The following is a 23929-nucleotide window of genomic DNA, read 5'->3' on the forward strand; positions in this document are numbered from 1 at the left end:
CTCAAAGCAATAATCAGGTGTTTTCCGCCATGGCGGGCGTGCCCCAAGCCACGAAGTTGCCGTTGGCAAGGCCTTCTTCCGTGCAGATCTTGGGCAGATAGACCAGTGGGGCACCTTCAGGTGTGACTGTGATGCCACCGGCCGCGCGCAAGATGGCGTCACCTGCCGCCGTATCCCACAACATGGTGCGGCTAAACCGTGGATAAACATCGGCCTGACCTTCGGCAATAAGGCAGAATTTCAGCGATGATCCGACCGAATTGAAATTGCGAATGCCATGCTGTGTAACGAAAGCTGTCGTTTCCGGCGTGCTGTGCGAGCGACTGATGAGCGCCATCATCGCGTCAGGACAGCTTCTTGTGTTGATCTCTTCCCGCGAGACGATGTTGAAATCCTCGTCGAGTGTGAGCTTTTCGGCAATACCTTCGTGGCCGGTCCAGAGTGTCCTGAGCAGAGGCGCCAGCACCACACCGGTTACCGGTTCACCATCGCGAATCAGCGCAATATTGACGGTGAAATCGTCGTTTCCGGCGATGAACTCCTTGGTGCCATCAAGCGGGTCGACCAGAAAGAAATCGCCGCCGGATATTTCCGGCATGATGCCAGATGATACAGCCTCTTCGGCAATAACCGGAATAGTGGGAAAAGCCTGTTCCAGCGCTGCCAGAATAACGTCTTCGGCACGCTGATCCGCCTCTGTGACGGGGGAACAGTCATTCTTATAGAGCACATGTGGCCCAGCCGTGTGGATGGCCATGATTTCTCGACCTGCTGCAAAGGCTGCGTGTGTCAGATGCTCCAGCATTTTGACGATGTGTCCTCGGGTTCCCAGCGTTGTCTCAGATATATCGCATTTATTTCAAGTATTTACGATATATAACATTGATAAATACAGCATTAAATTGTGTCGGGAAATGGTACGGGTATCATTTCGAGTTACGTTAAGTGATAACGTTGTATTACACTGCGAAATGAGTGGTTTTTGCTCAGCTTCTGCCGAATTCCTGCTCTTTGTGATCCCAAATGCGGCAGTGAATATGAAAACTCCAAATATTTGGCTGAAATTTTCCTTTTGGGCTTCACATTTCTTTCGAACGCGTTATGCATTTCATACGGATCTGTCTTACAGGATCGCGGGAACGTAATAAAAGAGATGTGCTCCTTTAGAGAGTGCATCCGGGGGAAAATATGGAGTATTTTATCCAGCAGCTCATAAACGGGCTGACTCTTGGTTCTATCTATGGCCTGATCGCAATTGGCTATACGATGGTTTACGGCATTATCGGCATGATCAACTTCGCCCATGGCGACATCTTCATGCTGGGTGGCTTCGCAGCCCTTATCGTCTTCCTCATTCTCACATCGTTTTTTGCCGGTATTCCGGTGGCGCTGCTCCTTCTTCTTATGATGGTTGTTGCGATGCTGATGACCGGTTTGTGGAACTGGACGATTGAGCGTGTGGCTTACCGGCCGCTGCGTGGTTCCTTCCGCCTCGCACCGCTGATCACCGCGATCGGCATGTCGATTGTGCTGTCCAACTTCATTCAGGTTACACAGGGTCCACGCAACAAGCCGATCCCGTCGCTTGTGACAGATGTCTTCCACTTCGGCGCAATCACCATCTCGTTGAAGCAGCTTATCATTGTGGCCGTCACATCCGTGCTGTTGTTCGTGTTCTGGTATATCGTCAACAAGACACCGCTTGGCCGTGCGCAACGTGCAACCGAGCAGGACCGCAAGATGGCGGCACTTCTGGGTGTCGATGTAGACCGCACCATTTCGATCACCTTTGTTATGGGCGCTGCTCTCGCGGCCGTCGCTGGCACGCTGTACCTCATGTATTATGGTGTTGCCTCGTTCAATGACGGCTTCATTCCGGGCGTAAAGGCATTCACGGCTGCGGTTCTTGGCGGCATTGGCTCACTGCCAGGCGCTGTGCTGGGTGGTCTGCTGATCGGCCTGATCGAAAGCCTGTGGTCTGCCTATTTCTCGATTGCCTACAAGGATGTTGCAGCTTTTGCCATTCTTGCATTCGTTCTGATCTTCAAGCCTACGGGCATCCTCGGACGTCCCGAAGTCGAGAAGGTATAAAAACATGGCAAATCCTGGCTCTGAAACAAAATCCTCCAGCCCCGATCTTACGGCCGTGGCGTTGAAGGAAGGCCTCTACGCGGGCTTGATTTCCTTCGGCATGTTCCTTCTTTTCGTTGGTATCCGTACCTTTCAGGATATCAATAACGCACTGGTCTGGGAGACCCGTTGGGATCTTCTGGCGATTTTTGTCGCTATCGCTGCTGTCGGTCGTTTTCTGGTTGTTGGTTTTATCAAGCCAGCGCTTGATTCACGCAAACTGAAAAAAGCACGCACTGGCGTACTGGATATCACTGAAGAAAAAAGCGATTTCCAAAAGTATTTTCTGAAGATCGCGCTTGTTGCGTTGCTTCTCTACCCACCTGTTATGGTCGCAATTAACGGCTTTCAGGGTTCACTGAAATACGTTGATAACTTCGGTATCCAGATCCTGATCTACGTCATGCTGGCATGGGGTTTGAATATCGTTGTCGGTCTGGCCGGTTTGCTTGATCTGGGATATGTGGCGTTCTACGCGGTTGGTGCCTATTCTTATGCACTGCTGTCCAGCTACTTCGGCTTCTCGTTCTGGCTGCTCTTGCCAATGTCCGGTATCCTGGCGGCGTTTTGGGGTGTTATCCTCGGCTTCCCCGTTCTGCGCCTGCGTGGTGACTATCTTGCTATCGTGACACTTGCCTTCGGTGAAATCATTCGTCTTGTTTTGATAAACTGGACAGATGTGACCAAGGGCACGTTCGGTATCTCGAGCATCGCCAAGGCATCGGTCTTCGGCATCTGGTCGTTCGATACCGGTGCGCCGAACAACTTCGCCAAGGCTTTTGGTCTGTCGATGTCGTCGGCCTATTATAAAATCTTCCTGTTCTACGTCATCCTGGCGCTTTGCCTTCTGACAGCCTACGTCACGATCCGCCTGCGTCGCATGCCGATCGGTCGTGCATGGGAAGCCCTGCGTGAAGATGAAATTGCCTGCCGCTCGCTTGGTATCGACACGGTTGCGACCAAACTCACCGCCTTTGCAACAGGCGCGATGTTTGGTGGTTTTGCCGGTTCATTCTTCGCAGCTCGTCAGGGGTTCGTATCGCCTGAATCCTTCGTGTTCCTTGAATCTGCGGTCATTCTGGCCATCGTGGTTCTCGGTGGCATGGGATCACTCACTGGCATTGCCATTGCGGCTGTTGTGATGGTGGGTGGCACGGAAGCACTGCGCGAAATGGAGTTCCTCAAGCATTTCTTCGGCAATGACTTCACGCCGGAACTCTACCGTATGCTGCTGTTCGGTCTGGCAATGATTATCGTGATGTTGTTCAAGCCACGTGGTTTTGTGGGTTCACGCGAACCAACTGCCTTCTTGAAAAAACGCAAGGCTGTCTCCGGCAGCTTTACGAAGGAAGGTCACGGCTGATGGCATCCGGAGCAAGTTCCATGAAAAAAGATACGATACTGAAGGTCGAACACCTCTCGATGAAGTTCGGCGGCTTGATGGCCATCAACGACTTTTCGTTTGAAGCCAAGCGTGGTGAAATCACCGCGTTGATCGGGCCGAACGGTGCTGGCAAAACAACTGTGTTCAACTGCATCACTGGTTTTTACAAACCGACAATGGGCATGATCACGATGAACGGGAAGGAGGGTCAGCAGCACCTTCTGGAACGTTTGCCGGATTTCGAGATCACCAAAAAAGCCAAGGTTGCGAGAACCTTCCAGAACATCCGGCTTTTCTCCGGTCTGACGGTGCTCGAAAACCTGCTGGTTGCGCAGCACAACGTGCTGATGAAGGCATCCGGTTACACCATTCTCGGTCTGCTGGGTTTCGCGGCTTACAAAAACGCTGCAGCCGATGCCATCGAGAAGGCAAAGTACTGGCTCGACAAGGCCAATCTAACGGATCGTGCTGATGATCCGGCAGGTGATCTTTCCTATGGCGCGCAGCGCCGTCTGGAAATTGCACGTGCCATGTGCACCGGTCCTGAGCTTCTGTGCCTCGATGAGCCGGCCGCTGGTCTGAACCCGAAGGAATCTCTGGCACTGAACGCATTGCTGCGTGGCATTCGCGATGAAGGAACATCGCTTCTGCTGATCGAGCACGACATGTCGGTGGTTATGGAAATTTCCGACCATGTGGTGGTGCTTGAATACGGTCAGAAGATTTCTGACGGGACGCCGGACCATGTCAAGAATGACCCCAAGGTCATCGCCGCCTACCTCGGTGTCGAGGACGATGAAGTGGAAGAAATTATTGCTGAAGAACTTGACGGGGGAGCGGTCTGATGTCCGGTGAATCCCTTCTTAAAGTCCAGAATGTTGAAACCTATTACGGCAATATCCGTGCGCTCGCCGGTGTCGATATCGAGGTGAACAGGGGCGAGATCGTCAGCCTTATCGGCGCTAACGGTGCTGGCAAATCCACGTTGATGATGACCATTTGCGGCAGCCCGCAGGCCCGTTCCGGTTCGGTCATCTTCGATGGCGAGGACATTACCCGTGTTCCAACACACCTGATTGCGCGCAAGCGTATTGCGCAGTCTCCTGAAGGTCGTCGCATTTTTCCGCGCATGACGGTTCTGGAAAACCTTCAGATGGGCGCTGGTCTGGATAATCTGAAATACTTCAAGGAAGATGTGGAGAAGATCTTTGTGATGTTCCCGCGCCTGAAGGAACGTCAGAGCCAGCGCGGCGGTACATTGTCGGGCGGTGAGCAGCAGATGCTGTCCATCGGCCGTGCGCTGATGGCCCGTCCGAAACTGTTGTTGCTGGACGAACCTTCACTGGGTCTGGCGCCCCTGATTGTGAAGGGCATTTTCGAAGCGATCAAGAAACTGAACAGGGAAGACGGTCTGACCGTGTTTCTTGTTGAACAGAACGCTTTTGCTGCCCTCAAGCTTTCCGACCGCGCTTATGTGATGGTGAACGGCAAGGTAACCATGAGCGGTTCCGGCAAGGAACTTCTGGCCGATCCTGAAGTGCGTGCGGCCTATCTGGAAGGTGGCCGCCACTGATATTCGTCATGAAAACTTTTGGCGGTTTTCAAGACGATAAAAGGTGAGGCAACGAGATTTTGAACGGCGATATTTTTACGAGTTCGACGTTTTGAAAAGAAATTCAGGTGTCGCCAGCCATCAAAAAGAAGCTGGCACGCCTGCAATCGGAATGGTGTTTCTCTTTCTGAAAAATGTCATGCCGCAAAATACTTTCCCGTCTTTGGCCTCAAAGCTGGCAACAGATTTGAAGGGGTGGGAAATGGAATTCCCGGTCTGCAAGGACCGGTTTTAAAATAAGAATAACGGAGCGTCTGTCGTAAGGGCGACCGCGCTAAAGGGGAAAATGAAATGCAGGGACTTTTTTTCGAAACAGATACGATGCCTCGTTACGTTTTGCGGGTATTGGTTCTGCTTCTGGGGTTCTGGACAGCATGGCGTACCGGCAAGTCGGTAGCCGATGGTTGGGGCGAAATGCCTCGGGTCATCGTCTATACGTTACTTCTGGGCTTTGCCATGCGCTTCTTGCATCACGCGCTGTTTAACGGCCCGATACTGAATGGCTTCTACTACACAATCGATGTGGTGGTGTTGCTTGTTTTTTCCGTTGCCGGTTTCCGTACTCGCAGAACGAGCCAAATGGTCAATAACTACTATTGGCTATACGAAAAAAGTTCTGCTTTTTCCTGGAAGAAGAAAGATTGACAGGGCAGGGTCTCTGACCTCAGACTGCTCGCAAAGGTGGAACAGCTTTCCTGTTTAGTGATGATGGGGCTGGACAGGTAAACAACAATACCCATCCAAAAGGAACTGGGAGTAACATAATGAAGAAGTCTCTTCTTTCCGCAGTGGCGCTGACTGCAATGGTCGCGTTCAGCGGCTCTGCCTGGGCTGATATTCTCGTCGCCGTTGGTGGCCCGCTGACTGGCCCGAACGCAGCGTTCGGTGCACAGCTCCAGAAGGGTGCCGAGCAAGCGGCAGCAGACATTAATGCTGCTGGCGGTATCAACGGCGAACAGATCAAGATCGTCCTGGGTGACGACGTGTCCGACCCCAAGCAGGGCATCTCCGTTGCCAACAAGTTCGTTGCTGACGGCGTGAAGTTTGTTGTTGGTCACTTCAACTCGGGCGTTTCGATCCCGGCTTCCGAAGTGTACGCAGAAAACGGCATTCTCGAAGTGACGCCTGCTGCGACCAACCCGGTTTTCACCGAACGCGGCCTGTGGAACACCTTCCGTACGTGCGGTCGTGACGACCAGCAGGGCGGCATTGCCGGCAAGTATCTTGCTGACCACTTCAAGGATGCAAAGATCGCCATCATTCACGACAAGACCCCATATGGTCAGGGCCTTGCCGACGAAACCAAAAAGGCTGCAAACGCCGCTGGTGTGACTGAAGCCATGTACGAAGGCGTTAACGTCGGCGACAAGGACTTCTCCGCACTGATCGCAAAGATGAAGGAAGCCGGCGTTTCTATCATCTATTGGGGCGGCCTGCACACAGAAGCTGGTCTGATCATCCGTCAGGCTGCTGACCAGGGTCTCAAGGCAACGCTCATTTCCGGTGACGGTATCGTGTCCAACGAACTGGCCTCGATTGCTGGTGACGCTGTTGAAGGCACGCTCAACACATTCGGTCCTGATCCAACCCTGCGTCCTGAAAACAAGGAACTGGTAGAGAAGTTCAAGGCTGCCGGCTTCAACCCTGAAGCTTACACTCTGTACTCCTATGCTGCGCTCCAGACGATTGCTGAAGCTGCCAAGGCTGCCGGTTCGACCGACGCTGAAGCTGTTGCCGAAGCAATGAAGAAGGGTACGTTCAAGACCGTTCTTGGCGATATCTCCTTCGACGAAAAGGGCGATCCAAAGCTTCCTGGTTACGTTATGTACGAGTGGAAGAAGGGTCCGGACGGCAAGTTCAGCTACTTCCAGCAGGGCAGCTAAGTTTCTGCTAATGCATCCAAGAAGCCCGGCAGAGATGCCGGGCTTTTTTACTTTTGAGGACACGGAATAGCAGCTGTTTTCTGACTTTCCCGCGCACCAGATTGTTTTTGCCACAAAGGCGACATTGTCGTTGCAATGAATGTGGAGGGGACAACTGCCGGGAGAGATTCGATGGTGATGCGGCGACTTTTGACAGTCGGTTTGGTCGTGCTTGGGCTGGGAGGCGGTCTGTTTGGCCTTTACACCCTCGGCAATTCTCGCACCACACAGTTGTTTGGCGAGATTTTCGCCCGGGTCGAAACGAGCAAGCCCCTCGTTGCCCTGACATTTGATGATGGTCCGACCGTTCGTTTCACACAGGATGTGCTGGACATGCTGAAAGAGCATGATGTCCCGGCAACGTTTTTCCTGACCGGCAGAGAGATGCAGGAAAATCCGGCGCAGGCGCGGGCGATTGTCGAGGCAGGGCATCAGGTGGGCAATCACTCCTACTCGCATTCCCGCATGTTACTGACAGGGCCTGCCACCGTTGCCGACGAAATTGAGCGGACTGATGCCGCTATCCGTGCAGCCGGCTATCAGGGCGAGATCGATTTTCGCCCACCTTATGGCAAAAAGCTGGTGACCTTGCCGTGGTATCTGTCGCAGAATAATCGCAAAACAATCACCTGGGACATAGAGCCGGAAAGTTATCCTGACATTGCGGGCAATGCTGATGCCATGGCTGCGCATGTGCTTGAAAAAGCGCAGAATGGATCGATCATTTTGCTGCATGTGATGTATCGCAGCGGAGAGGCAAGCCGTGCAGCCGTACCGAAGATTGTCCAGGGTCTGAGACAGCGCGGTTTTGATTTCGTGACCGTTTCACAGCTACTCGCCAGCCGTTCTGAGGAGGCACCGTAGACTTAGGAGGGCTCAGCCGTTGTTATGGATGACCTGCGTTGCTTTCACCGCAGCAGATGCGCGGTTTTCAACGCCAAGCTTCACATAAATCTGCTCCAGATGTTTGTTCACCGTGCGGGCAGAAAGGCCAAGAATATCGCCGATGTCGCGATTGGATTTACCCTTGGCAATCCACAATAACACTTCGGATTCCCGCAACGTCAGGCCAAAATGTTGTCGCAGCAAGGCATCGGCCGGTTTGTCATTGGTTGCCATCAGGCGGAACAGATATTCGTCAGCCCCCATCGCTCCCAAGAAGGTAAGCTGCAGGATCGCCTGCCCATTGTTGGAAATGCTTAAGGCTGCATCCCGCATATGCCGGGCGCGATCGGGAGTGCCAAGCCAGGTGGCAATTTCGGTGGAGACAATTTCCAATCCGGCGTCACTGCCCGTCGCTGCGTTGATCAGCCGTGTCGCCTGCGGTGTTGACCAGTGGATTGCACCATTGGCCCGTACCGCCAACAGATGGCGTCCGGCGGCATCCAGTGCCACACGGGCACTTTGTGCTGAGCGGGCATTGGACAAGTGAACACGAATTCGGGCGCGCAATTCATCGATATTGATTGGCTTGGTCAGATAGTCGACGCCACCGGAACCCAATGCGTGCACCACATGTTCGGTCTCCGTCAGACCGGTCATGAAGATAACCGGCACCTGTGCGACCGAGGCATTGGCCTTAAGACGACGGCAGGTTTCAAAACCGTCCATCAAGGGCATGATCGCATCCAGCAGAATGATATCTGGGGTAATGCGTTCGATAATGTTGAGGGCCGCTTGACCGGAAGTGGCAATCAGGACGGAGAAACCGGATTGCTCAAGTGCCTCTGTCAGAAAGCCCAACGCTTCTGGGCTGTCATCCACCAGCAGCACGATATCGCGCGGGTTCATCGGCTCAGTCATCCGTGCCCGTCCTTTTGTCTTCAAATTTTTTTATAAAGTCCGCGTAACCCGTCAAGTCGAAGGATCGCACGAAATTGCGGGCTTGTGCGGTAAATGGCAGGTTTTCTTGGCTGCGGTCAAGATCATCCAGCTTGGCTTCGATACCTCGGATGTAGCCAATTTCCCCAAGGCGCAGCAAGTCCTGAAGGTGAACAGAAGCCGGTGCCTTTAACGGGGCTGGCGGAGCTGTCGAAACAATGACCGTGGAAAGGTCTTTTTCATACACCCAGTGCAGACCCAGATGCACGGCGAGGCGGTCACAGAGCTTGCGAATGTCGACCGGTTTGGCAATGGCATCATTATGGCCATCGGTACCTGGGCCAATAATGGCCGTGTCCCCAATATTGGCTGACAACATGATGATAGGTGCGGTTTGACCGGCATCGCGCAGCTTGGCGACCAGTTGCCAGCCGTTCATGCCGGGCATGGAAATGTCGATGAGGAATGCGTCCGGCCTTAACCCTTCGATGAGGGTCAGGCAGTCCGGACCACTCTGGGCAGTTAGCACCACAAAATCGAGCGGAGAGAGGACTTCCTGCATCAGATCACGGTGGTCCTCATTATCATCCACCACCATGATGGTGCGACGTGGCCCGGCGTAGGACACGATTTTCTTTTCAGCGGCCGGCGCCGTGCTCGGGCGGTCGATGGCCGACAACATAAGGCGCACGCGGAATGTCGAACCTACATCCTTTTCGCTGGTGGCGGAAATTTCGCCGCCAAGCGTGTTGGTCAATAGCTGGGTGATGGTGAGGCCAAGGCCAAGACCCGGCATGGGTTTGATGTTATCCGCTTCACCGCGCTGAAACGGTTCGTAAATGCGCGCCAAATCCTTGGGGGAAATACCGCGTCCGCTGTCCGTCACGGTGAAGGTGGCGACCTGGCTACGATAGGCAACATCGAAGGTCACGCTGCCTGTATCGGTGAACTTTATGGCATTGGACAGAAGGTTTACGAGGATCTGACGCAGGCGTTTTTCATCGTTGCGCACATATTGCGGCAGTGACTTTGCCCTGATGTGATGAAATGTCAGCCCCTTGGCCTGAGCCTGCGGGCGAAACATATCGACGATCTGATCCAGAAAATCCTGGATATTGATTTCGTTGGAGTAGACCTGCAGTCGGCCAGCCTCAATCTTGGAAATATCCAGCAGGCCGTCAATCAGACCGGACAAGTGGTCTGCTGAACGTTTGATGACCTTGATGGCAGATTGGCGCGGCGCCGGGATAGTTTCATCCCGTTCGAGAATTTGTGCGTAACCCAGCACGGCATTGAGCGGCGTGCGCAGTTCATGACTGAGGCCAACCACATACCGACTTTTAGCGCGGTTTGCCGCCTCAGCGGTTTCCTTGGCGGTCTGCAGCGCGGCATCTGTTTTGCGGTGGGCGGCAATTTCCTTAAGCAGCAACGTGTTTTGGCGCGATGATTCTTCTTCCGCGACCACGCGGCTGTCGTGGGCAAGGACCAGAAACCAGCAGACGATGCCCGCAATGACCGCGAAAACAAAAAATACGATAAGAATGGTGCGGTTCACGACATCAGCGGTTTCCGGCGATGCTGTGGCGACCTGATGGGCAATCAATGCCAGAATGCCGCCAAGGGCTGCGATTGCCAATGCTGCTGACATGCCATAACGGCCAAGGCGTGTGGCAAGTTTGGCCACCAGTTCATTGGGCAGGAAGGACTTGGCGACCGTCGCTACCTGATAATTGAGCTTTGCCTTGGGTTTGCACATGTCATGACAACGGCTATCCAGCGAACAGCAGAGCGAACAGATAGGCGCTGCATAGGCAGGGCACCACGCCATGTCCTCCGGCTCAAATGGGTGCTCGCAGATAGAGCAGGTAATGCTGCTTTCTTCATGCCATTTCTGGCGCGGCTTACGAGCGAGATAAAACTTTCCCTTCGTACCCCACGCAATCAGCGGGGAGGCGATGAAGGCAACCACCAGCGTGATGTAGGGTGCAAGTGAGGCGGCCATTGAGCCGAACAGGCCAAAATGGGCGGCAAGTGCAATGGTTGCTGATAGCATCATGCTGCCGACACCGACCGGGTTGATGTCGTAGAGGTGGGCGCGCTTGAATTCGATACCGGGTGGAGCAAGGCCAAGTGGCTTGTTGACAAACAAGTCGGCCGAGATCGTGCATAGCCACGCCATTGCAACAATGGAGAATATGCCGAGCGTTTCTTCCAGCAATTTGTAAATGCCGAGTTCCATCAACAGCAGGGCGATGGCAACGTTAAACACCAGCCACACAACGCGACCGGGATGGCTATGGGTGAGGCGGGAGAAGAAATTCGACCATGCCAGCGATCCTGCATAGGCGTTCATGACATTGATCTTGAGCTGCGACACCACCACGAAAGCCACCATTAACAGCATGGCTGCATTTTCGTTCGGTATCATGTAGCCGAAGGCGGTGAGGTACATTTGCGAGGGGTCGGCGGCCTTGTCGACTGGCACGCCTGACGACAGGGTCAGAACGACAAGGAAGGAGCCGGCCAGCAGTTTTGGCACCCCCACCACGACCCAGCCGGCACCTGCCAGAAAAACAGCGATGCGATGGCGCAATTTGCTTTGGCCCTCGGCGGGCAGGAAGCGCAAAAAGTCGACCTGTTCGCCGATCTGGGACATCAATGCCAGAATGACGGCGGAGGCGGCACCAAATTCAACGAGATTGAACCGCGCAAACTCTCCAACTGGTGCAGGTGTGTGGTGGATGCCGGAAAAGGCCAGCCAAAGATCGAATTTGTCCCAGTCCAGAAAAGCAATGAAGATAAACGGCAATATGTTCAGGATGATCCAGAATGGCTGGGTCATGATCTGGAACTTGCTGATCAACCGCACGCCGTGCGTCACGAGCGGTATGACCATGACGGCAGAAATGATGTAGCCGATCCACAAGGGGATGCCGAGCGCCAGTTCCAGCGCACCGGACATGATGGATGCCTCGATGGCAAACAACATGAAGGTGAAGGCGGCATAGATCAGCGAGGTTATCGTCGAGCCGATGTAGCCAAAGCTTGCACCGCGGGTCAGAAGGTCAATATCGACGCCATGGCGGATGGCATAACGGCTGATCGGCAGGCCGACGGCCAACATGGCGACAGCCGCGACTATAGTGGCAAAAAACGCGTTGGTCGTGCCATAGGACAGGGTGATCGCACCGCCGATAGCTTCGAGAGCTAGGAAGGAGATAGCGCCAATGGCGGTATGGGAAATTCGGTTTGATGAAAACTGCCGGGCGCTTTTTGCGGTAAAGCGCAACGCATAATCTTCCAGCGTCTGGTTGGCGACCCAACGGTTATATTCACGTCTGACGGGAATGATGCGTTGTCGTGCGGCCATGCCGGATTTCATAGCCTCCGAAACCGTTATCAGAGTTTGTGGTCGTTGCTCGTCTTAGCAACGCGGCCTGCCTGTGCAGACACAAAAATGGCGTCGTCCGGATCGAACGACGCCATCATTTTTATGTTAGGCCGCAGCCGACTTTGCAGTCGGTACTTCTGCGATCGTCTTCAAAACGACAGACGCGATCTGGTAAGGGCAACCCTGTGAGTTCGGGCGGCGGTCTTCCAGGTAACCACGGTAACCGTTGTTGACGAAGGAGTGTGGAACGCGGATCGACGCGCCACGATCAGCAATACCGTAGGAAAACTTGTTCCATGGGGCTGTTTCGTGCTTGCCGGTCAGACGCAGGTGGTTGTCTGGTCCGTATACGTCGATATGCTCCTGCCAGTTCTTGGAGAACGCGGCCATGAGGGCTTCGAAATATTCCTTGCCGCCAACTTCGCGCATGAACTTGGTAGAGAAGTTGCAGTGCATGCCCGAACCGTTCCAGTCGGTGTCGCCGAGCGGCTTGCAATGGAATTCAACGTCGATGCCATACTTTTCGCAAAGGCGCAGAAGCAGGTAACGAGCGATCCAGATCTGGTCAGCGGCCTTCTTGGAGCCCTTGCCGAATACCTGGAATTCCCACTGACCCTTGGCTACTTCGGCGTTGATGCCTTCGTGGTTGATGCCTGCTTCGAGGCAGAGGTCGAGGTGCTCTTCAACGATTTCGCGGGCGATGGAGCCGACATTCTTGTAGCCAACGCCTGTGTAGTATGGGCCCTGCGGAGCTGGGTAGCCCTGCTCAGGGAAGCCGAGCGGGCGGCCGTCTTCGTAGAAGAAATATTCCTGCTCGAAGCCGAACCATGCATCTTCGTCGTCGAGGATGGTCGCGCGGCTGTTGGATGCGTGTGGCGTAACGCCATCTGGCATCATGACTTCGCACATGACGAGCGCGCCGTTGGTACGGGCTGGATCAGGATAAATGGCAACTGGCTTCAGAACGCAATCCGAGCTGTGGCCTTCGGCCTGCTGGGTGGAGGAGCCGTCAAAGCCCCAAAGCGGAAGCTGCTCGAGTGTCGGGAATTCGTCGAATTCCTTGACCTGCGTTTTGCCACGCAGGTTTGCTACCGGCTTGTAACCATCGAGCCAGATGTACTCGAGTTTAAACTTAGTCATTGCGAACCTCTCATAGGTAATAATGCGAAGCCTTGATATCCCCTGACCTGTTCAGGCCGCAGGGAAACCGCTTTCGCTTTCAAGGGCTGCCTACATACAAGCACGCGGCGTGCCAGTTTGAATTTGGTTGGCGGAACGGCTGCAAAATTCTTTTGGAGAGTGGATTCGTGCGCGGTGGAACGACTGTTTCAGCTGTTCGTTTAAACCCAAGCGACAAATCGTAATTCCCTGCAAATATGAAGTTTTTATAAAGGGAAGGGCGCTATTATAACGCTTCGGACCGGAAATTTGCCGATAGAGGCGCTTTTTGCGCCAGGAATGACCGATTTTAGGTCGTTAGCTGCATAAAGACTACTCTTTCACGTCTCTGATTTCTTAAGTGCCTAATTTTTAATCTTTCTGATTTTTTTTTAATCGATACGGTGAAATTTCGATCCTGATGCGCTATATTAGGATGAAGCAAGATGCTGAGGTGTTTTTAACGAAGAGAGAATATCATGAGAAATGAACCGCAAATGGAAAGTGCCAGAATTTATCAGTTTCCCGTTGGTGGTCGTGCAGGCTACAACCGCTTCCGCAAGGACGCGTCTGTGCACCCTGAACCTCATGCCGCTCCCCTGCCTCAGGTCGACTTCGACAGCTGGTATCACCAGGAAGCCATCCTTGAGACGTCTACAGATCCAAAACCGCAGAACTAAGTTCCACCACTAGGTTCTTTTTAAACGAATAATGCTCCTGCCTTCCGCGCCGCTTCTTGCGGCCTTCTTGATGGCTGAGTTTTCTGCCTTCCTGTTTCGCCACCCTGCATACGTCAATTGACGTATACGGTTTTGCGGATGTGCGTTTGATAGTTCCCCACGGCGGCAGTCAAAAAGGCTGCTGGTGCCTTTTAAGGCAAACCATAAGAGGGGTTCGATCAGATGACATTCAGAACAAAGGTTACAGGCGCGCTGCTGGGCGCAATCCTGTCCACCACCGCCTTCCACGGCGCGTTTGCTGCCGATGACACAATCAAGGTTGGCGTTCTTCACTCCCTTTCCGGCACCATGGCGATCTCCGAGACGACGCTGAAGGATGCCATGTTGATGCTCATTGAAGAGCAGAACAAGAAGGGTGGCGTTCTCGGCAAAAAACTCGAAGCTGTTGTTGTCGATCCGGCCTCCGACTGGCCGCTGTTTGCCGAAAAGGCACGTCAGCTGATCAGCCAGGACAAGGTTGCCGCCGTGTTCGGTTGCTGGACATCGTCTTCGCGCAAATCCGTTCTGCCGGTGTTTGAAGAGCTGAACTCCATCCTGTTCTACCCGGTTCAGTATGAGGGCGAAGAATCCTCGCGTAACATTTTCTATACCGGTGCCGCACCAAACCAGCAGGCTATTCCGGCCGTTGATTATCTCGCCAGCACAGAAGGCGTTGAGCGCTGGGTTCTGGCTGGTACTGACTATGTCTATCCGCAGACCACCAACAAGATCCTCAAGGCCTATCTTGAATCCAAGGGCGTGAAGTCTGAAGACATCATGGTCAACTACACGCCATTTGGTCACTCCGACTGGCAGACCATCGTTTCCGATATCAAGAAGTTCGGTTCGGCTGGCAAAAAGACCGCCGTTGTTTCCACCATCAATGGCGATGCCAACGTACCGTTCTACAAGGAACTGGCAAACCAGGGCGTCAAGGCTGAAGACATTCCGGTCGTTGCCTTCTCGGTTGGTGAAGAAGAGTTGGCCGGTCTCGACACCGGACCACTGGTTGGCCACCTTGCAGCCTGGAACTACTTCCAGTCCGTCGATTCCGAAGTCAATGCAGAGTTCATCAAGACCTGGCACGCCTTTACCAAAAATGACAAGCGCGTCACCAACGACCCGATGGAAGCGGCCTATATCGGCTTCAGTGCATGGGTAAAGGCTGTTGAGGCCGCTGGCACGACCGAGACGGATGCCGTTCTCGACTCGATCATTGGTGTATCGGTTCCAAACCTCTCCGGCGGTTATTCCACCGTCATGCCGAACCACCACATCACCAAGCCGGTGCTGATTGGCGAAATCCAGGCCGATGGCCAGTTCGATATCGTTCAGCAGACCCCACAGGTGGTTGGCGACGAGTGGTCCGATTACCTGCCGGACAGCAAGGACCTGATCTCGGATTGGCGCAAGCCAATGGAGTGCGGCAACTTCAACGTGGCCTCGGGCAAGTGCGGCGGCAAAGGCAGCTGATAAACGAAAAATGCGGATGCCGATCAACGTGAAGTTGGTCGGCACCAAGCGCCTAAGCCGGGTGAGGCCCGCTGATGACGTCTAAGGGGAAAGCCCCTGAGGCATGAAGGAAAGCTCCTTCACTCCAGAATTCGTCTGCCAGTTTTCGCAACTGATGTGCAGGCTTCCAAGGGGGACTTGGGACTATGATATTTCGTCTATTGGCCGTGACCGGCCTGCTGTTCAGTTTGGCGTCGGCTTCAATGGCGCAAAGTGATCCAAAGGCGCTGTTCGATGCGCTTGGCACAGCTGACTTCAAGCAGGCAGAGGTCCTGATCGGGCAGATTGCAGCGACGGGGGATCCACGTGTCGTTCCTGCTCTTGAGGCATTTGCATCCGGCGACCTCTATGTGCGTAAAGCCGATAATCTGGTTTTCATGGCAACGGCTGCAGGCTCCAGTTTTGCGTTGATCGACCCGCTGTCGGGTGAGGCCGCTGGAGAAGTGCCCAAAGCGGCTGTGACGAAGATCAAGGTCAATAACAATCTGCGCCGGGTTATCCGTTCCGCTTTGGGCGGTTTGACACTGTTGAGCCCGGAAAAATCTGTTCGCCTGTCCGCGGCAGATGCGGTGCTCAAGGCACCCAGTGCCGAAAATCTCGATTTGCTGGATGCTGCTCTTGCCAAGGAAACGGACGCAGAAGTGCGTGGCCGCATGGAAGAGGCGCGGGCTGTATCCCTTTTGTCGTCAGACCGTTCGGTGGACGAGAAAAAAGCGGCAATTGAAACCATCAGCAAGATTGGCGGGCGCGATGCGATCAGCATTCTGATGGCGGCCTCATCTTCTGTCGATACCAGCCTGAAGGCTGATATCGATAGCGCGATTTCAAACATTGAAAGCTCGCTTGCTGTCTGGGACGGCGTGCAAAATGTCTGGTACGGCCTGTCGCTTGGTTCCGTGCTGCTGCTGGCCGCCATTGGCCTTGCCATCACCTTCGGTGTGATGGGCATCATCAACATGGCGCATGGCGAAATGGTGATGATTGGTGCCTATTCCACCTTCATGGTGCAGGAGGTTATCCGCAGCAATTACCCTGGTTTGTTTGACTGGTCTCTGGCAATTGCACTGCCAGTGGCTTTTCTGGTGACTGGCTTTGTCGGACTGGTCATGGAGCGAAGTGTCATCCGCTTCCTGTATGGCCGTCCACTTGAAACCCTGCTTGCCACATGGGGCATTTCGCTTGTGCTGCAACAGGCGGTTCGGACGATTTTTGGGCCGACCAACCGTGAGGTTGGCAATCCGAGCTGGATGTCCGGTTCGTTCAGTGTCGGTTATCTGAACTTTACCTGGAATCGCGTATGGATCGTTGCCTTTTCTCTCACGGTTTTCTTTGCGCTGCTTCTGCTTTTGAAACGGTCATCCTTCGGTCTGCAAATGCGAGCAGTCACCCAGAACCGCCGCATGGCTTCATCAATGGGCATTAGAACGCCCTGGGTTGATGCCTTTACCTTTGCGCTTGGCTCTGGTGTGGCCGGTCTTGCCGGCGTTGCCCTTTCGCAGATCGACAACGTGTCACCCAACCTTGGCCAGAGCTACATCATCGATAGTTTCATGGTGGTGGTGTTTGGCGGTGTGGGTAACCTGTGGGGAACGCTTGTCGGGGCGCTGTCGCTTGGCGTGCTCAACAAGTTCCTGGAGCCGACGGTCGGCGCTGTTCTCGGCAAAATCCTCGTACTCGTGCTCATAATCCTGTTCATTCAGAAGCGGCCGCGTGGTCTCTTCGCACTCAAGGGAAGGGCCATCGAAGCATGATTACCGGCTTCCTTCTTCGGGCGCTTGATCGCCACATCACCATTGCTCTTGCCATTCTTCTGGCGGTTGCCCTGCTCATCCCGGCATCAAACCTTTTGCTGCCTGCCGATAACCCGCTGCATGTGCCGACCTATATCATGTCGATGCTCGGCAAATATCTGGCCTATGCGCTGCTTGCTTTAGCCCTCGATCTCGTATGGGGATATTGTGGCATTCTTTCGCTGGGGCATGCTGCGTTCTTTGCGCTGGGTGGTTATGCCATGGGCATGTACCTGATGCGCCAGATCGGCACGCGGGGTGTCTACGGCCATCCGGTGCTGCCGGATTTCATGGTGTTCCTAAACTGGAAAGAATTGCCGTGGTTCTGGCAGGGCTTTGATATGTTCTGGTTTGCCATGCTGATGGTGCTGGTGGTTCCGGGTGTTCTGGCCTTTGTGTTCGGCTGGTTTGCCTTTCGCTCCCGCGTCAACGGCGTTTATCTATCGATCATCACCCAGGCGATGACCTACGCGCTGCTGCTGGCCTTTTTCCGCAACGACATGGGTTTTGGCGGCAATAATGGCCTGACGGATTTCAAGGATATTCTCGGTTTCTCCGTGCAGGCCGATGGCACACGTGCCGTTCTGTTTGCCATGACGGCCATCATGTTGGCGCTCAGCCTTTTGATCGCCTCGGCTATCGTCAATTCCAAATTCGGCAAGGTGCTGGTTGGGGTGCGCGATGCCGAAAGCCGCGTGCGTTTCCTCGGCTTCCGGGTCGAAAACATCAAACTTTTCACCTTTGTTGTCTCAGCCATGATGGCAGGCATTTCCGGTGCTCTGTTCGTGCCGCAGGTCGGTATCATCAACCCCGGTGAGTTCTCACCTGCCAACTCGATTGAAGTGGTGGTGTGGACGGCGGTCGGCGGTCGCGGCACCCTGATTGGTCCGATTATCGGTGCCGTGCTGGTCAATGGCGGTAAGAGCTATTTCACCGGTGCTTTCCCTGAATTGTGGCTGTTTGCATTGGGCGGGCTTTTTATTGCCGTCACGCTGTTTTTTCCCAAGGGCATTGTTGGCACCATCCAGCAGGTCATAGGCAACCGCCGGGACAGGCGTAATGCCTTGGCAAACACCAAAAAGGCAGCTGCGGTTGAGGTGAACACGGCAACACCTGCGCAGCAGGCGGCGGAGTGATATCCATGAATATGATTGCTGAAAACAGATCGAAAAGCTTGCTTTATCTTGATGGTGTGTCGGTGTCGTTTGACGGATTCAAGGCGCTGAACTCCCTGTCCTTCGTCGTGGAGCCGGGGGAACTTCGTGCCATCATCGGCCCTAACGGTGCCGGTAAAACGACGATGATGGATATCATCACTGGCAAGACGCGACCTGACACCGGCAAGGTGCTGTTCGAGGATAGCGTCGACCTCACCAAAAAAGACGAGGCGGATATTGCCCAGCTTGGCATCGGTCGCAAATTCCAGAAACCGACCGTATTTGAAAGCCACACGGTTTGGGACAATCTGGAACTGGCGCTGAACCGCAAGCGCGGGGTGTTCGCCACGCTTTTTTACCGGCTGACCGAAGAAGACAAGGCCCGCATCGAGGAAATTCTTGGCACTGTGCGTCTTAGTCATCGTCGAAATGATCTGGCAGCCAACCTTTCGCACGGCCAGAAGCAGTGGCTGGAGATCGGCATGTTGCTGGCGCAGGAACCGAAACTTCTTCTGGTCGACGAACCGGTGGCTGGCATGACGGATGCCGAAACCGCCGAAACGGCTGTGCTGTTAAAGGAAATCGCCAAGACACGTTCCGTGGTGGTGGTGGAACATGACATGGGCTTTATCCGTGAACTGGGTGTGAAGGTGACCTGCCTTGCCGAAGGTTCGGTGCTGGCGGAGGGATCCATCGATTTTGTGTCTAGCGATCCGAAGGTGATCGAGAATTATCTGGGGCGATGACATGCTGAGCGTTAACAACATCAATCTTCACTATGGCGCAGCGCAGGCCTTGCGTGGCATTTCGCTGAATGCGGAGATGGGCAAGATTACCTGTGTTCTCGGACGTAATGGTGTTGGTAAAAGCTCGCTGTTGCGGGCCGTTACCGGTCAGCATCCTTTAAGTGCCGGCACCATAAGCTTTGGTGGTGAAAGCCTCAACGGCCTCGCCCCTTATCAGCGTGCCAAGCGTGGGGTTGGTTATGTGCCGCAGGGACGTGAAATCTTTCCGTTGTTGAGTGTGCAGGAAAATCTGGAAAGCGGTTATGCGCCGCTGCCACGCAAGGATCGTTTTATTCCGGATGATATTTTCAGCTTGTTTCCGGTGCTGCAATCCATGCTGTCGCGCCGTGGCGGTGATTTGTCCGGTGGGCAGCAGCAGCAGTTGGCAATTGGCCGTGCATTGGTAACGCGGCCGAAAATTCTGGTGCTGGATGAGCCGACTGAGGGCATTCAGCCATCAATCATCAAGGATATCGGGCGGGCGATCAAATATCTGCGAGATTCCACCGGAATGGCTATTCTGCTGGTGGAGCAATATCTGGATTTCTGCCGTGAGCTTGCAGACTATGTCTACATCATGGATCGCGGTGAGATCGTTCATCAAGGGGCGGCTGAAACGCTGGATAGCCAGGAGGCGCGTCGCCATTTGACAGTGTAATCAACCTGTTTTCGTTCACGGACATGTAAAGCCGCTATAATAAAGTGAAGTCCTATGCGTTGTTGCATGGCATTTATGCATTGTTTTAGCATTTCATCGAATAACGAGTTGTGGTATCTGGCGCAACATAGACGCATGCAGGACACATGAAGAGCCTTAAAGCATGCGGCTCCCGTCGATCCCTTACATTCCACGTGTCTCTGCCGTATGGTTGGGAACTTGTGCCAATAAAGGCGTGCCGATGAAACTTGATAATGCTGGCCGGATCGTCCGGTTTGTTTTGCCCCTTCGAACCATCACCGCAAGCTTTTTCGCGCTCACAGCCATGAGTGCCGCCGCATCTGCATCGATGTGCGGTCAACCTGTCGAGCCGGGCCGTCACCAGTTTTCCGTGGTGTCCGGTAGTGATCAACGCTCTGCCGTTTATTTTGTTCCATCATCGTATGACGGACAGAAAAAATTGCCTGTGGTGTTTGATTTCCATGGCAGCAACAGCAATGCCATTGGCCAGATGAACCGCAGTGGCTGGGACCGGGTCGCGGAACGCGACGGCTTTATCACAGTTGCGCTGCAGGGCAGTCTATCCGGCGAGATGACCGGAACGAATGCCTGGAATGTACCGGGTGTCACCACCCGCGAAGGCGGGTTAGATGAGGTCAGCTACATCCGCGCGGCGATCAAGACCGTTTCGGAGACACTGTGTGTCGATGAACAGCGCATCTATGCCTCCGGTTATTCCGGTGGTGGCCGCATGCTGTCGCAATATCTGTGCAACGGTAACGAGGACTTTGCGGCAGCCGGTTTTGTCGCGTCGCTTCGTGCCGGTTATCCGGTTGAAAAAGATGGTTCATGGATGCCTGACGGCGCGACCTGTACACCAGCACGTCCTATCTCCATTATTGCCTTTGCCGGTACCAAGGATCCTGCCAACCCTTATCAAGGTGGTGGTAAAGCCTACTGGCGTTATAGCGGTGAAACCGCGCTGAAGCGTTGGGCGGAATTGGACGGCTGCAAGGGCGCCGTCAAAAGCCGTACTGCCGGTCGTGTGACATTCAATACCTATGATGTCTGCAAATCCGGTTCACGTGTCTATTCTTACGTGATTGACGGTTGGGACCATGCATGGCCGCGCAGCCCGGTAAAAGCCGAGGTTATTCAAGCCTCTGCCGACGGCAAGCGCAAAGCTGTGGCTGAGGTGTCGCGACAGGTTGATGCGGCTGACACGATGTGGGATTTCTTCCAGAACACAGAAGGCCAACTGGTGGTTGATGCTGCGGTCAAGAAAAGCGATTGCGTCTTGCAGGCAGTGCCAGCTTCGGCTTCGGCGAAAACTTCGGAGACGACGTGCATTCAGACCAGCAACTCGGGGAGCATACCCGCCATCAAAGCCGTCAGCAAAGAGCGCGTGGTAGAGGACGCCTTGTAACCAAGGCGCCGCAGGGCAAGACCCGGCTAGAAACATTGTATCAGGAAGGCTGCGCAAAGATCCGCCTTCCTGATACGTTTTCCAATGAGATGGAAGCCATTCTGATCAATTCCTCCGGTGGGTTGACCGGTGGCGATGAACTTGAGTGGAGCGCCGTTGCAGGTGCTGGCTCCCGACTGACTGTCACCACGCAAGCCTGCGAAAAAATCTACAAAGCGTCGTTTGGTACTGCTGCCGTCGCTGCAAAGGTTACGGCTGAAGCTGGTTCTGTGTTGCATTGGCTGCCACAGGAAACCATTCTTTTCGACAATGCCTCCCTGAGCCGCAGGTTGGAGGCAGATATTGATCCCTCCGCAGAATTTCTGGCCGTCGAAGCCGTTTTGCTAGGCCGCAAGGCCATGGGTGAAATGATGCGTGGCGGGATGTTTCGCGACCGTTGGCGCATTCGCCATGGCGGCAAACTCATCCATGCCGAAGAACTGTTGCTGGATGGCGAGATAGAAGAACTGGCAGGATCTGCATCCGTACTGAACGGGCAGGTGGCCTTTGCAACTCTCTTGTATATCGGGCCTCTGGCCGAGGCGATGTTGCCGAAAGTGCGCGAAGCGTTGGGCGATCATGGTGGGGCAAGCGAGTGGCAAGGCAAGCTTGTGGTGCGTGTTGCCGCGGAAGACGGATTTGCGTTGAGAAAAATACTGGTGCCGGTCATTTCGCACTTGCGTAATGGCGCGCCAGTGCCGAAAGTCTGGAATCTATAAGAACAAGAGTGGGACGATAATGAACCTTAGCCCGAGAGAGAAAGACAAGCTGCTTATTTCCATGGCGGCCATGGTTGCACGCCGTCGTCTGGAGCGCGGTGTGAAGCTGAACTATCCTGAAGCAATCGCGCTCATCACGGATTTTGTCGTGGAAGGCGCGCGCGACGGTCGCGCTGTTGCCGAGCTCATGGAAGCTGGCGCGCATGTCATTACCCGTGCCCAAGTCATGGAAGGCATTGCCGAAATGATCCATGACGTTCAGGTGGAAGCGACCTTTCCCGATGGCACAAAGCTGGTGACGGTTCACGAACCAATCCGCTGACGCTTATCAAGGGGAACACCATGACGCTGGAACTGAGACCCAATTGTGAGTGCTGCGACAAGGACTTGCCTCCGGCAAGCCTTGAGGCTGTGATCTGCTCTTTCGAATGCACCTATTGCAGCGATTGCGCTGAGGGCACTCTTGGAGGAAAATGCCCGAATTGCGGCGGCGAACTCGTGCGCAGGCCGGTAAGACCGGCTGGAAAGCTGGTGAACAATCCGCCCTCCACGGTTCGCGTACTGAAGGCGGAAGGCTGTAGTTCTCTAACAAGTGCATAGGCCGAAAATATAAGGAGGATCAAATGATCCCAGGGGAAATTATATCAGCCGAAGGCTCCATCGAACTCAATGCGGGTCTGGAGACGATTACTCTCAAGGTTTCCAACACCGGTGATCGTCCGGTACAGGTTGGCAGCCACTATCACTTCGCAGAAACCAATGCCGGACTTGCCTTCGAGCGAGACCGCGCCTTTGGCATGCGCCTTGATATTCCGGCAGGAACGGCCGTGCGCTTTGAGCCGGGGCAGACCCGTGAAGTGACGCTGGTGCCGCTTTCCGGCAAACGTGAGGTCTATGGTTTTCGTCAGCAGGTCATGGGGAGGCTTTGATATGGCAACGCAACATTATCACGGAAGTTGCCAGTGCGGCGCAGTCAGTTTTGAGGCAGATGCCGATCTCGATCAGACGGTGGTGTGTAACTGCTCCCGCTGTAAACGGCTGGGATCGGTACTGACATTTGTGCCAAAGGATCATTTTAAACTGGTCTCGGGCGAAAAGAGCCTCAGCGAATATCTGTTCAACAAGCACAAGATCAATCACCTGTTCTGCGCAACCTGCGGCATTGAAAGCTTTGCTTATGCCGATGCACCTGATGGTACGCCGATGGTCGCCGTCAACGCCAATTGCCTCGACGGCGTGGATGCTAGGGCGCTGTCGCCCAAAGCCTATGACGGCGCGTCACGATGACAGGACGGATGATTTATAACGGAATAGCAGCACTTATCATCAGTGCTGCTTCCGCAACAGCGGCGTTAGCGCAGAGTGAACCTGACATCGACTGTGATTCGCCGATGACGCAGGCAGAGATGAACATCTGCGCGTCGCGAGATTACGAGACAGCGGACGCGGAACTAAACACGCAATATCAGAGCGTGCGTAAGGTTCTGGCGGAGCGAGACAGTTCTGCGGGTGAAGATGGTGCAGGTGCGGTCAAGGCATTGTTGGCAGCGCAGCGAGCATGGATTGCATACCGTGATGCCAATTGCGAAGCGGTTGGCTTTCAGGCGCGCGGCGGCTCCATGGAACCGTTGCTGGTGTCGTCATGTCTTGCCGATATGAGCCGTAAGCGGACGGAAGAATTACGTTCCCTCTCGGAAGGATTTTAA

24 protein-coding genes are annotated in these 23929 nt (G+C 54.3%); 20 read left to right on the forward strand and 4 right to left on the reverse strand.

Features of this window, described 5'->3' with window-relative positions:
• Window positions 1-13: 13 nt before the first annotated feature.
• Window positions 14-805 (reverse strand): 3'(2'),5'-bisphosphate nucleotidase CysQ, encoded by a 792-nt coding sequence (gene cysQ, locus M2418_RS01725; RefSeq protein ID WP_259143354.1) that lies wholly within the window; start codon window positions 803-805, stop codon window positions 14-16.
• A gap of 383 nt (window positions 806-1188) precedes the next feature.
• On the opposite strand from cysQ, the gene M2418_RS01730 reads away from it, so the two are divergent.
• The 7 genes from M2418_RS01730 to M2418_RS01760 all read left to right on the forward strand — a co-directional run bounded on the left by M2418_RS01730 (window position 1189) and on the right by M2418_RS01760 (window position 7912).
• On the forward strand, window positions 1189-2091 hold the full coding sequence (locus M2418_RS01730; protein WP_192488225.1) for a branched-chain amino acid ABC transporter permease: 903 nt from the start codon (window positions 1189-1191) through the stop codon (window positions 2089-2091).
• A gap of 4 nt (window positions 2092-2095) precedes the next feature.
• The gene (gene livM, locus M2418_RS01735) at window positions 2096-3493 is read left to right on the forward strand and encodes a high-affinity branched-chain amino acid ABC transporter permease LivM (protein ID WP_250982114.1); all 1398 of its coding nucleotides are present in this window, start codon (window positions 2096-2098) and stop codon (window positions 3491-3493) included.
• Window positions 3494-3513: 20 nt separating this feature from the next.
• Window positions 3514-4359, forward strand: coding sequence for an ABC transporter ATP-binding protein (locus M2418_RS01740; RefSeq protein WP_371815269.1), 846 nt, complete (start codon window positions 3514-3516; stop codon window positions 4357-4359).
• The gene (locus tag M2418_RS01745) at window positions 4359-5087 is read left to right on the forward strand and encodes an ABC transporter ATP-binding protein (RefSeq protein WP_259143355.1); all 729 of its coding nucleotides are present in this window, start codon (window positions 4359-4361) and stop codon (window positions 5085-5087) included. The genes M2418_RS01740 and M2418_RS01745 overlap by 1 nt, the downstream gene beginning before the upstream one ends.
• A 330-nt stretch (window positions 5088-5417) precedes the next feature.
• A complete protein-coding gene (locus M2418_RS01750; protein WP_259143357.1) occupies window positions 5418-5771 on the forward strand; it encodes a DUF6867 family protein in 354 nt (117 codons plus the stop codon).
• A gap of 119 nt (window positions 5772-5890) precedes the next feature.
• Window positions 5891-7009 (forward strand): branched-chain amino acid ABC transporter substrate-binding protein, encoded by a 1119-nt coding sequence (locus M2418_RS01755; protein WP_192488230.1) that lies wholly within the window; start codon window positions 5891-5893, stop codon window positions 7007-7009.
• A 171-nt stretch (window positions 7010-7180) separates the two neighbouring features.
• Entirely contained in the window at window positions 7181-7912 is a 732-nt protein-coding gene (locus M2418_RS01760; protein ID WP_259143359.1) for a polysaccharide deacetylase family protein, read from the forward strand.
• Window positions 7913-7924: 12 nt separating this feature from the next.
• Here M2418_RS01760 and M2418_RS01765 read toward each other — a convergent pair whose 3' ends face one another.
• From M2418_RS01765 to M2418_RS01775, 3 genes are all read right to left on the reverse strand, one after another.
• Window positions 7925-8851, reverse strand: coding sequence for a response regulator transcription factor (locus M2418_RS01765; protein WP_259143362.1), 927 nt, complete (start codon window positions 8849-8851; stop codon window positions 7925-7927).
• A complete protein-coding gene (locus M2418_RS01770) occupies window positions 8844-12239 on the reverse strand; it encodes an ATP-binding protein (protein ID WP_259143364.1) in 3396 nt (1131 codons plus the stop codon). Before M2418_RS01770 ends, M2418_RS01765 begins: the two co-directional genes overlap by 8 nt.
• 126 nt (window positions 12240-12365) lie before the next feature.
• Entirely contained in the window at window positions 12366-13400 is a 1035-nt protein-coding gene (locus M2418_RS01775) for a glutamine synthetase beta-grasp domain-containing protein (RefSeq protein ID WP_192488234.1), read from the reverse strand.
• A 497-nt stretch (window positions 13401-13897) separates the two neighbouring features.
• Here M2418_RS01775 and M2418_RS01780 point away from each other — a divergent pair, with 497 nt between their 5' ends.
• The 13 genes from M2418_RS01780 (at window position 13898) to M2418_RS01840 (ending at window position 23929) form a co-directional block, all read left to right on the forward strand.
• Window positions 13898-14098 carry a DUF2735 domain-containing protein gene (locus M2418_RS01780; protein ID WP_250982106.1) on the forward strand — a complete coding sequence of 67 codons (201 nt, stop codon included), beginning with the start codon at window positions 13898-13900 and terminating at the stop codon, window positions 14096-14098.
• Window positions 14099-14320: 222 nt separating this feature from the next.
• Window positions 14321-15610: an urea ABC transporter substrate-binding protein gene (gene urtA / locus M2418_RS01785; RefSeq protein ID WP_250982105.1), complete on the forward strand. Its 1290-nt coding sequence runs from the start codon at window positions 14321-14323 to the stop codon at window positions 15608-15610.
• 185 nt (window positions 15611-15795) lie between these two features.
• The gene (urtB, locus tag M2418_RS01790) at window positions 15796-17400 is read left to right on the forward strand and encodes an urea ABC transporter permease subunit UrtB (protein WP_259143366.1); all 1605 of its coding nucleotides are present in this window, start codon (window positions 15796-15798) and stop codon (window positions 17398-17400) included.
• Complete coding sequence (urtC, locus tag M2418_RS01795; RefSeq protein ID WP_259143367.1) at window positions 17397-18575, forward strand: urea ABC transporter permease subunit UrtC; 1179 nt, start codon at window positions 17397-17399, stop codon at window positions 18573-18575. Before urtB ends, urtC begins: the two co-directional genes overlap by 4 nt.
• 5 nt (window positions 18576-18580) lie before the next feature.
• A complete protein-coding gene (gene urtD / locus M2418_RS01800; protein ID WP_405049359.1) occupies window positions 18581-19342 on the forward strand; it encodes an urea ABC transporter ATP-binding protein UrtD in 762 nt (253 codons plus the stop codon).
• Between the two features lies 1 nt (window position 19343).
• On the forward strand, window positions 19344-20039 hold the full coding sequence (urtE, locus tag M2418_RS01805; RefSeq protein ID WP_192488239.1) for an urea ABC transporter ATP-binding subunit UrtE: 696 nt from the start codon (window positions 19344-19346) through the stop codon (window positions 20037-20039).
• Between the two features lie 241 nt (window positions 20040-20280).
• A complete protein-coding gene (locus tag M2418_RS01810; RefSeq protein ID WP_405049360.1) occupies window positions 20281-21465 on the forward strand; it encodes an alpha/beta hydrolase family esterase in 1185 nt (394 codons plus the stop codon).
• Window positions 21384-22223 (forward strand): urease accessory protein UreD, encoded by an 840-nt coding sequence (locus M2418_RS01815; protein WP_310503170.1) that lies wholly within the window; start codon window positions 21384-21386, stop codon window positions 22221-22223. Before M2418_RS01810 ends, M2418_RS01815 begins: the two co-directional genes overlap by 82 nt.
• 19 nt (window positions 22224-22242) lie before the next feature.
• A complete protein-coding gene (locus M2418_RS01820; protein WP_192488241.1) occupies window positions 22243-22545 on the forward strand; it encodes an urease subunit gamma in 303 nt (100 codons plus the stop codon).
• Window positions 22546-22565: 20 nt separating this feature from the next.
• A complete protein-coding gene (locus M2418_RS01825; protein WP_250982101.1) occupies window positions 22566-22823 on the forward strand; it encodes a DUF1272 domain-containing protein in 258 nt (85 codons plus the stop codon).
• 23 nt (window positions 22824-22846) lie between these two features.
• Complete coding sequence (locus M2418_RS01830; RefSeq protein WP_192488243.1) at window positions 22847-23152, forward strand: urease subunit beta; 306 nt, start codon at window positions 22847-22849, stop codon at window positions 23150-23152.
• A 1-nt stretch (window position 23153) separates the two neighbouring features.
• Entirely contained in the window at window positions 23154-23510 is a 357-nt protein-coding gene (locus M2418_RS01835; protein WP_250982100.1) for a GFA family protein, read from the forward strand.
• A gap of 8 nt (window positions 23511-23518) precedes the next feature.
• Window positions 23519-23929 carry a lysozyme inhibitor LprI family protein gene (locus tag M2418_RS01840; RefSeq protein WP_259143375.1) on the forward strand — a complete coding sequence of 137 codons (411 nt, stop codon included), beginning with the start codon at window positions 23519-23521 and terminating at the stop codon, window positions 23927-23929.

The sequence above is a fragment of the Rhizobium sp. BIGb0125 genome, assembly GCF_024810055.1.
GTDB lineage: Bacteria > Pseudomonadota > Alphaproteobacteria > Rhizobiales > Rhizobiaceae > Agrobacterium.

What these genes read in the sequence shown, in the direction of transcription:
- urtD (WP_405049359.1), top strand. Translation starts at nt 18,581, where the DNA reads ATGAATATGATTGCTGAAAACAGATCGAAAAGCTTGCTTTATCTTGAT.
- M2418_RS01760 (WP_259143359.1), top strand. Translation starts at nt 7,181, where the DNA reads ATGGTGATGCGGCGACTTTTGACAGTCGGTTTGGTCGTGCTTGGGCTG.
- cysQ (WP_259143354.1), bottom strand. Translation starts at nt 805, where the DNA reads ATGCTGGAGCATCTGACACACGCAGCCTTTGCAGCAGGTCGAGAAATC.
- M2418_RS01830 (WP_192488243.1), top strand. Translation starts at nt 22,847, where the DNA reads ATGATCCCAGGGGAAATTATATCAGCCGAAGGCTCCATCGAACTCAAT.
- M2418_RS01775 (WP_192488234.1), bottom strand. Translation starts at nt 13,400, where the DNA reads ATGACTAAGTTTAAACTCGAGTACATCTGGCTCGATGGTTACAAGCCG.
- livM (WP_250982114.1), top strand. Translation starts at nt 2,096, where the DNA reads ATGGCAAATCCTGGCTCTGAAACAAAATCCTCCAGCCCCGATCTTACG.
- urtA (WP_250982105.1), top strand. Translation starts at nt 14,321, where the DNA reads ATGACATTCAGAACAAAGGTTACAGGCGCGCTGCTGGGCGCAATCCTG.
- M2418_RS01780 (WP_250982106.1), top strand. Translation starts at nt 13,898, where the DNA reads ATGAGAAATGAACCGCAAATGGAAAGTGCCAGAATTTATCAGTTTCCC.
- M2418_RS01740 (WP_371815269.1), top strand. Translation starts at nt 3,514, where the DNA reads ATGAAAAAAGATACGATACTGAAGGTCGAACACCTCTCGATGAAGTTC.
- M2418_RS01835 (WP_250982100.1), top strand. Translation starts at nt 23,154, where the DNA reads ATGGCAACGCAACATTATCACGGAAGTTGCCAGTGCGGCGCAGTCAGT.
- M2418_RS01755 (WP_192488230.1), top strand. Translation starts at nt 5,891, where the DNA reads ATGAAGAAGTCTCTTCTTTCCGCAGTGGCGCTGACTGCAATGGTCGCG.
- M2418_RS01750 (WP_259143357.1), top strand. Translation starts at nt 5,418, where the DNA reads ATGCAGGGACTTTTTTTCGAAACAGATACGATGCCTCGTTACGTTTTG.
- M2418_RS01825 (WP_250982101.1), top strand. Translation starts at nt 22,566, where the DNA reads ATGACGCTGGAACTGAGACCCAATTGTGAGTGCTGCGACAAGGACTTG.
- M2418_RS01840 (WP_259143375.1), top strand. Translation starts at nt 23,519, where the DNA reads ATGATTTATAACGGAATAGCAGCACTTATCATCAGTGCTGCTTCCGCA.
- M2418_RS01745 (WP_259143355.1), top strand. Translation starts at nt 4,359, where the DNA reads ATGTCCGGTGAATCCCTTCTTAAAGTCCAGAATGTTGAAACCTATTAC.
- M2418_RS01765 (WP_259143362.1), bottom strand. Translation starts at nt 8,851, where the DNA reads ATGACTGAGCCGATGAACCCGCGCGATATCGTGCTGCTGGTGGATGAC.
- M2418_RS01820 (WP_192488241.1), top strand. Translation starts at nt 22,243, where the DNA reads ATGAACCTTAGCCCGAGAGAGAAAGACAAGCTGCTTATTTCCATGGCG.
- urtC (WP_259143367.1), top strand. Translation starts at nt 17,397, where the DNA reads ATGATTACCGGCTTCCTTCTTCGGGCGCTTGATCGCCACATCACCATT.
- M2418_RS01810 (WP_405049360.1), top strand. Translation starts at nt 20,281, where the DNA reads ATGAAACTTGATAATGCTGGCCGGATCGTCCGGTTTGTTTTGCCCCTT.
- M2418_RS01770 (WP_259143364.1), bottom strand. Translation starts at nt 12,239, where the DNA reads ATGGCCGCACGACAACGCATCATTCCCGTCAGACGTGAATATAACCGT.
- urtE (WP_192488239.1), top strand. Translation starts at nt 19,344, where the DNA reads ATGCTGAGCGTTAACAACATCAATCTTCACTATGGCGCAGCGCAGGCC.
- M2418_RS01730 (WP_192488225.1), top strand. Translation starts at nt 1,189, where the DNA reads ATGGAGTATTTTATCCAGCAGCTCATAAACGGGCTGACTCTTGGTTCT.
- urtB (WP_259143366.1), top strand. Translation starts at nt 15,796, where the DNA reads ATGATATTTCGTCTATTGGCCGTGACCGGCCTGCTGTTCAGTTTGGCG.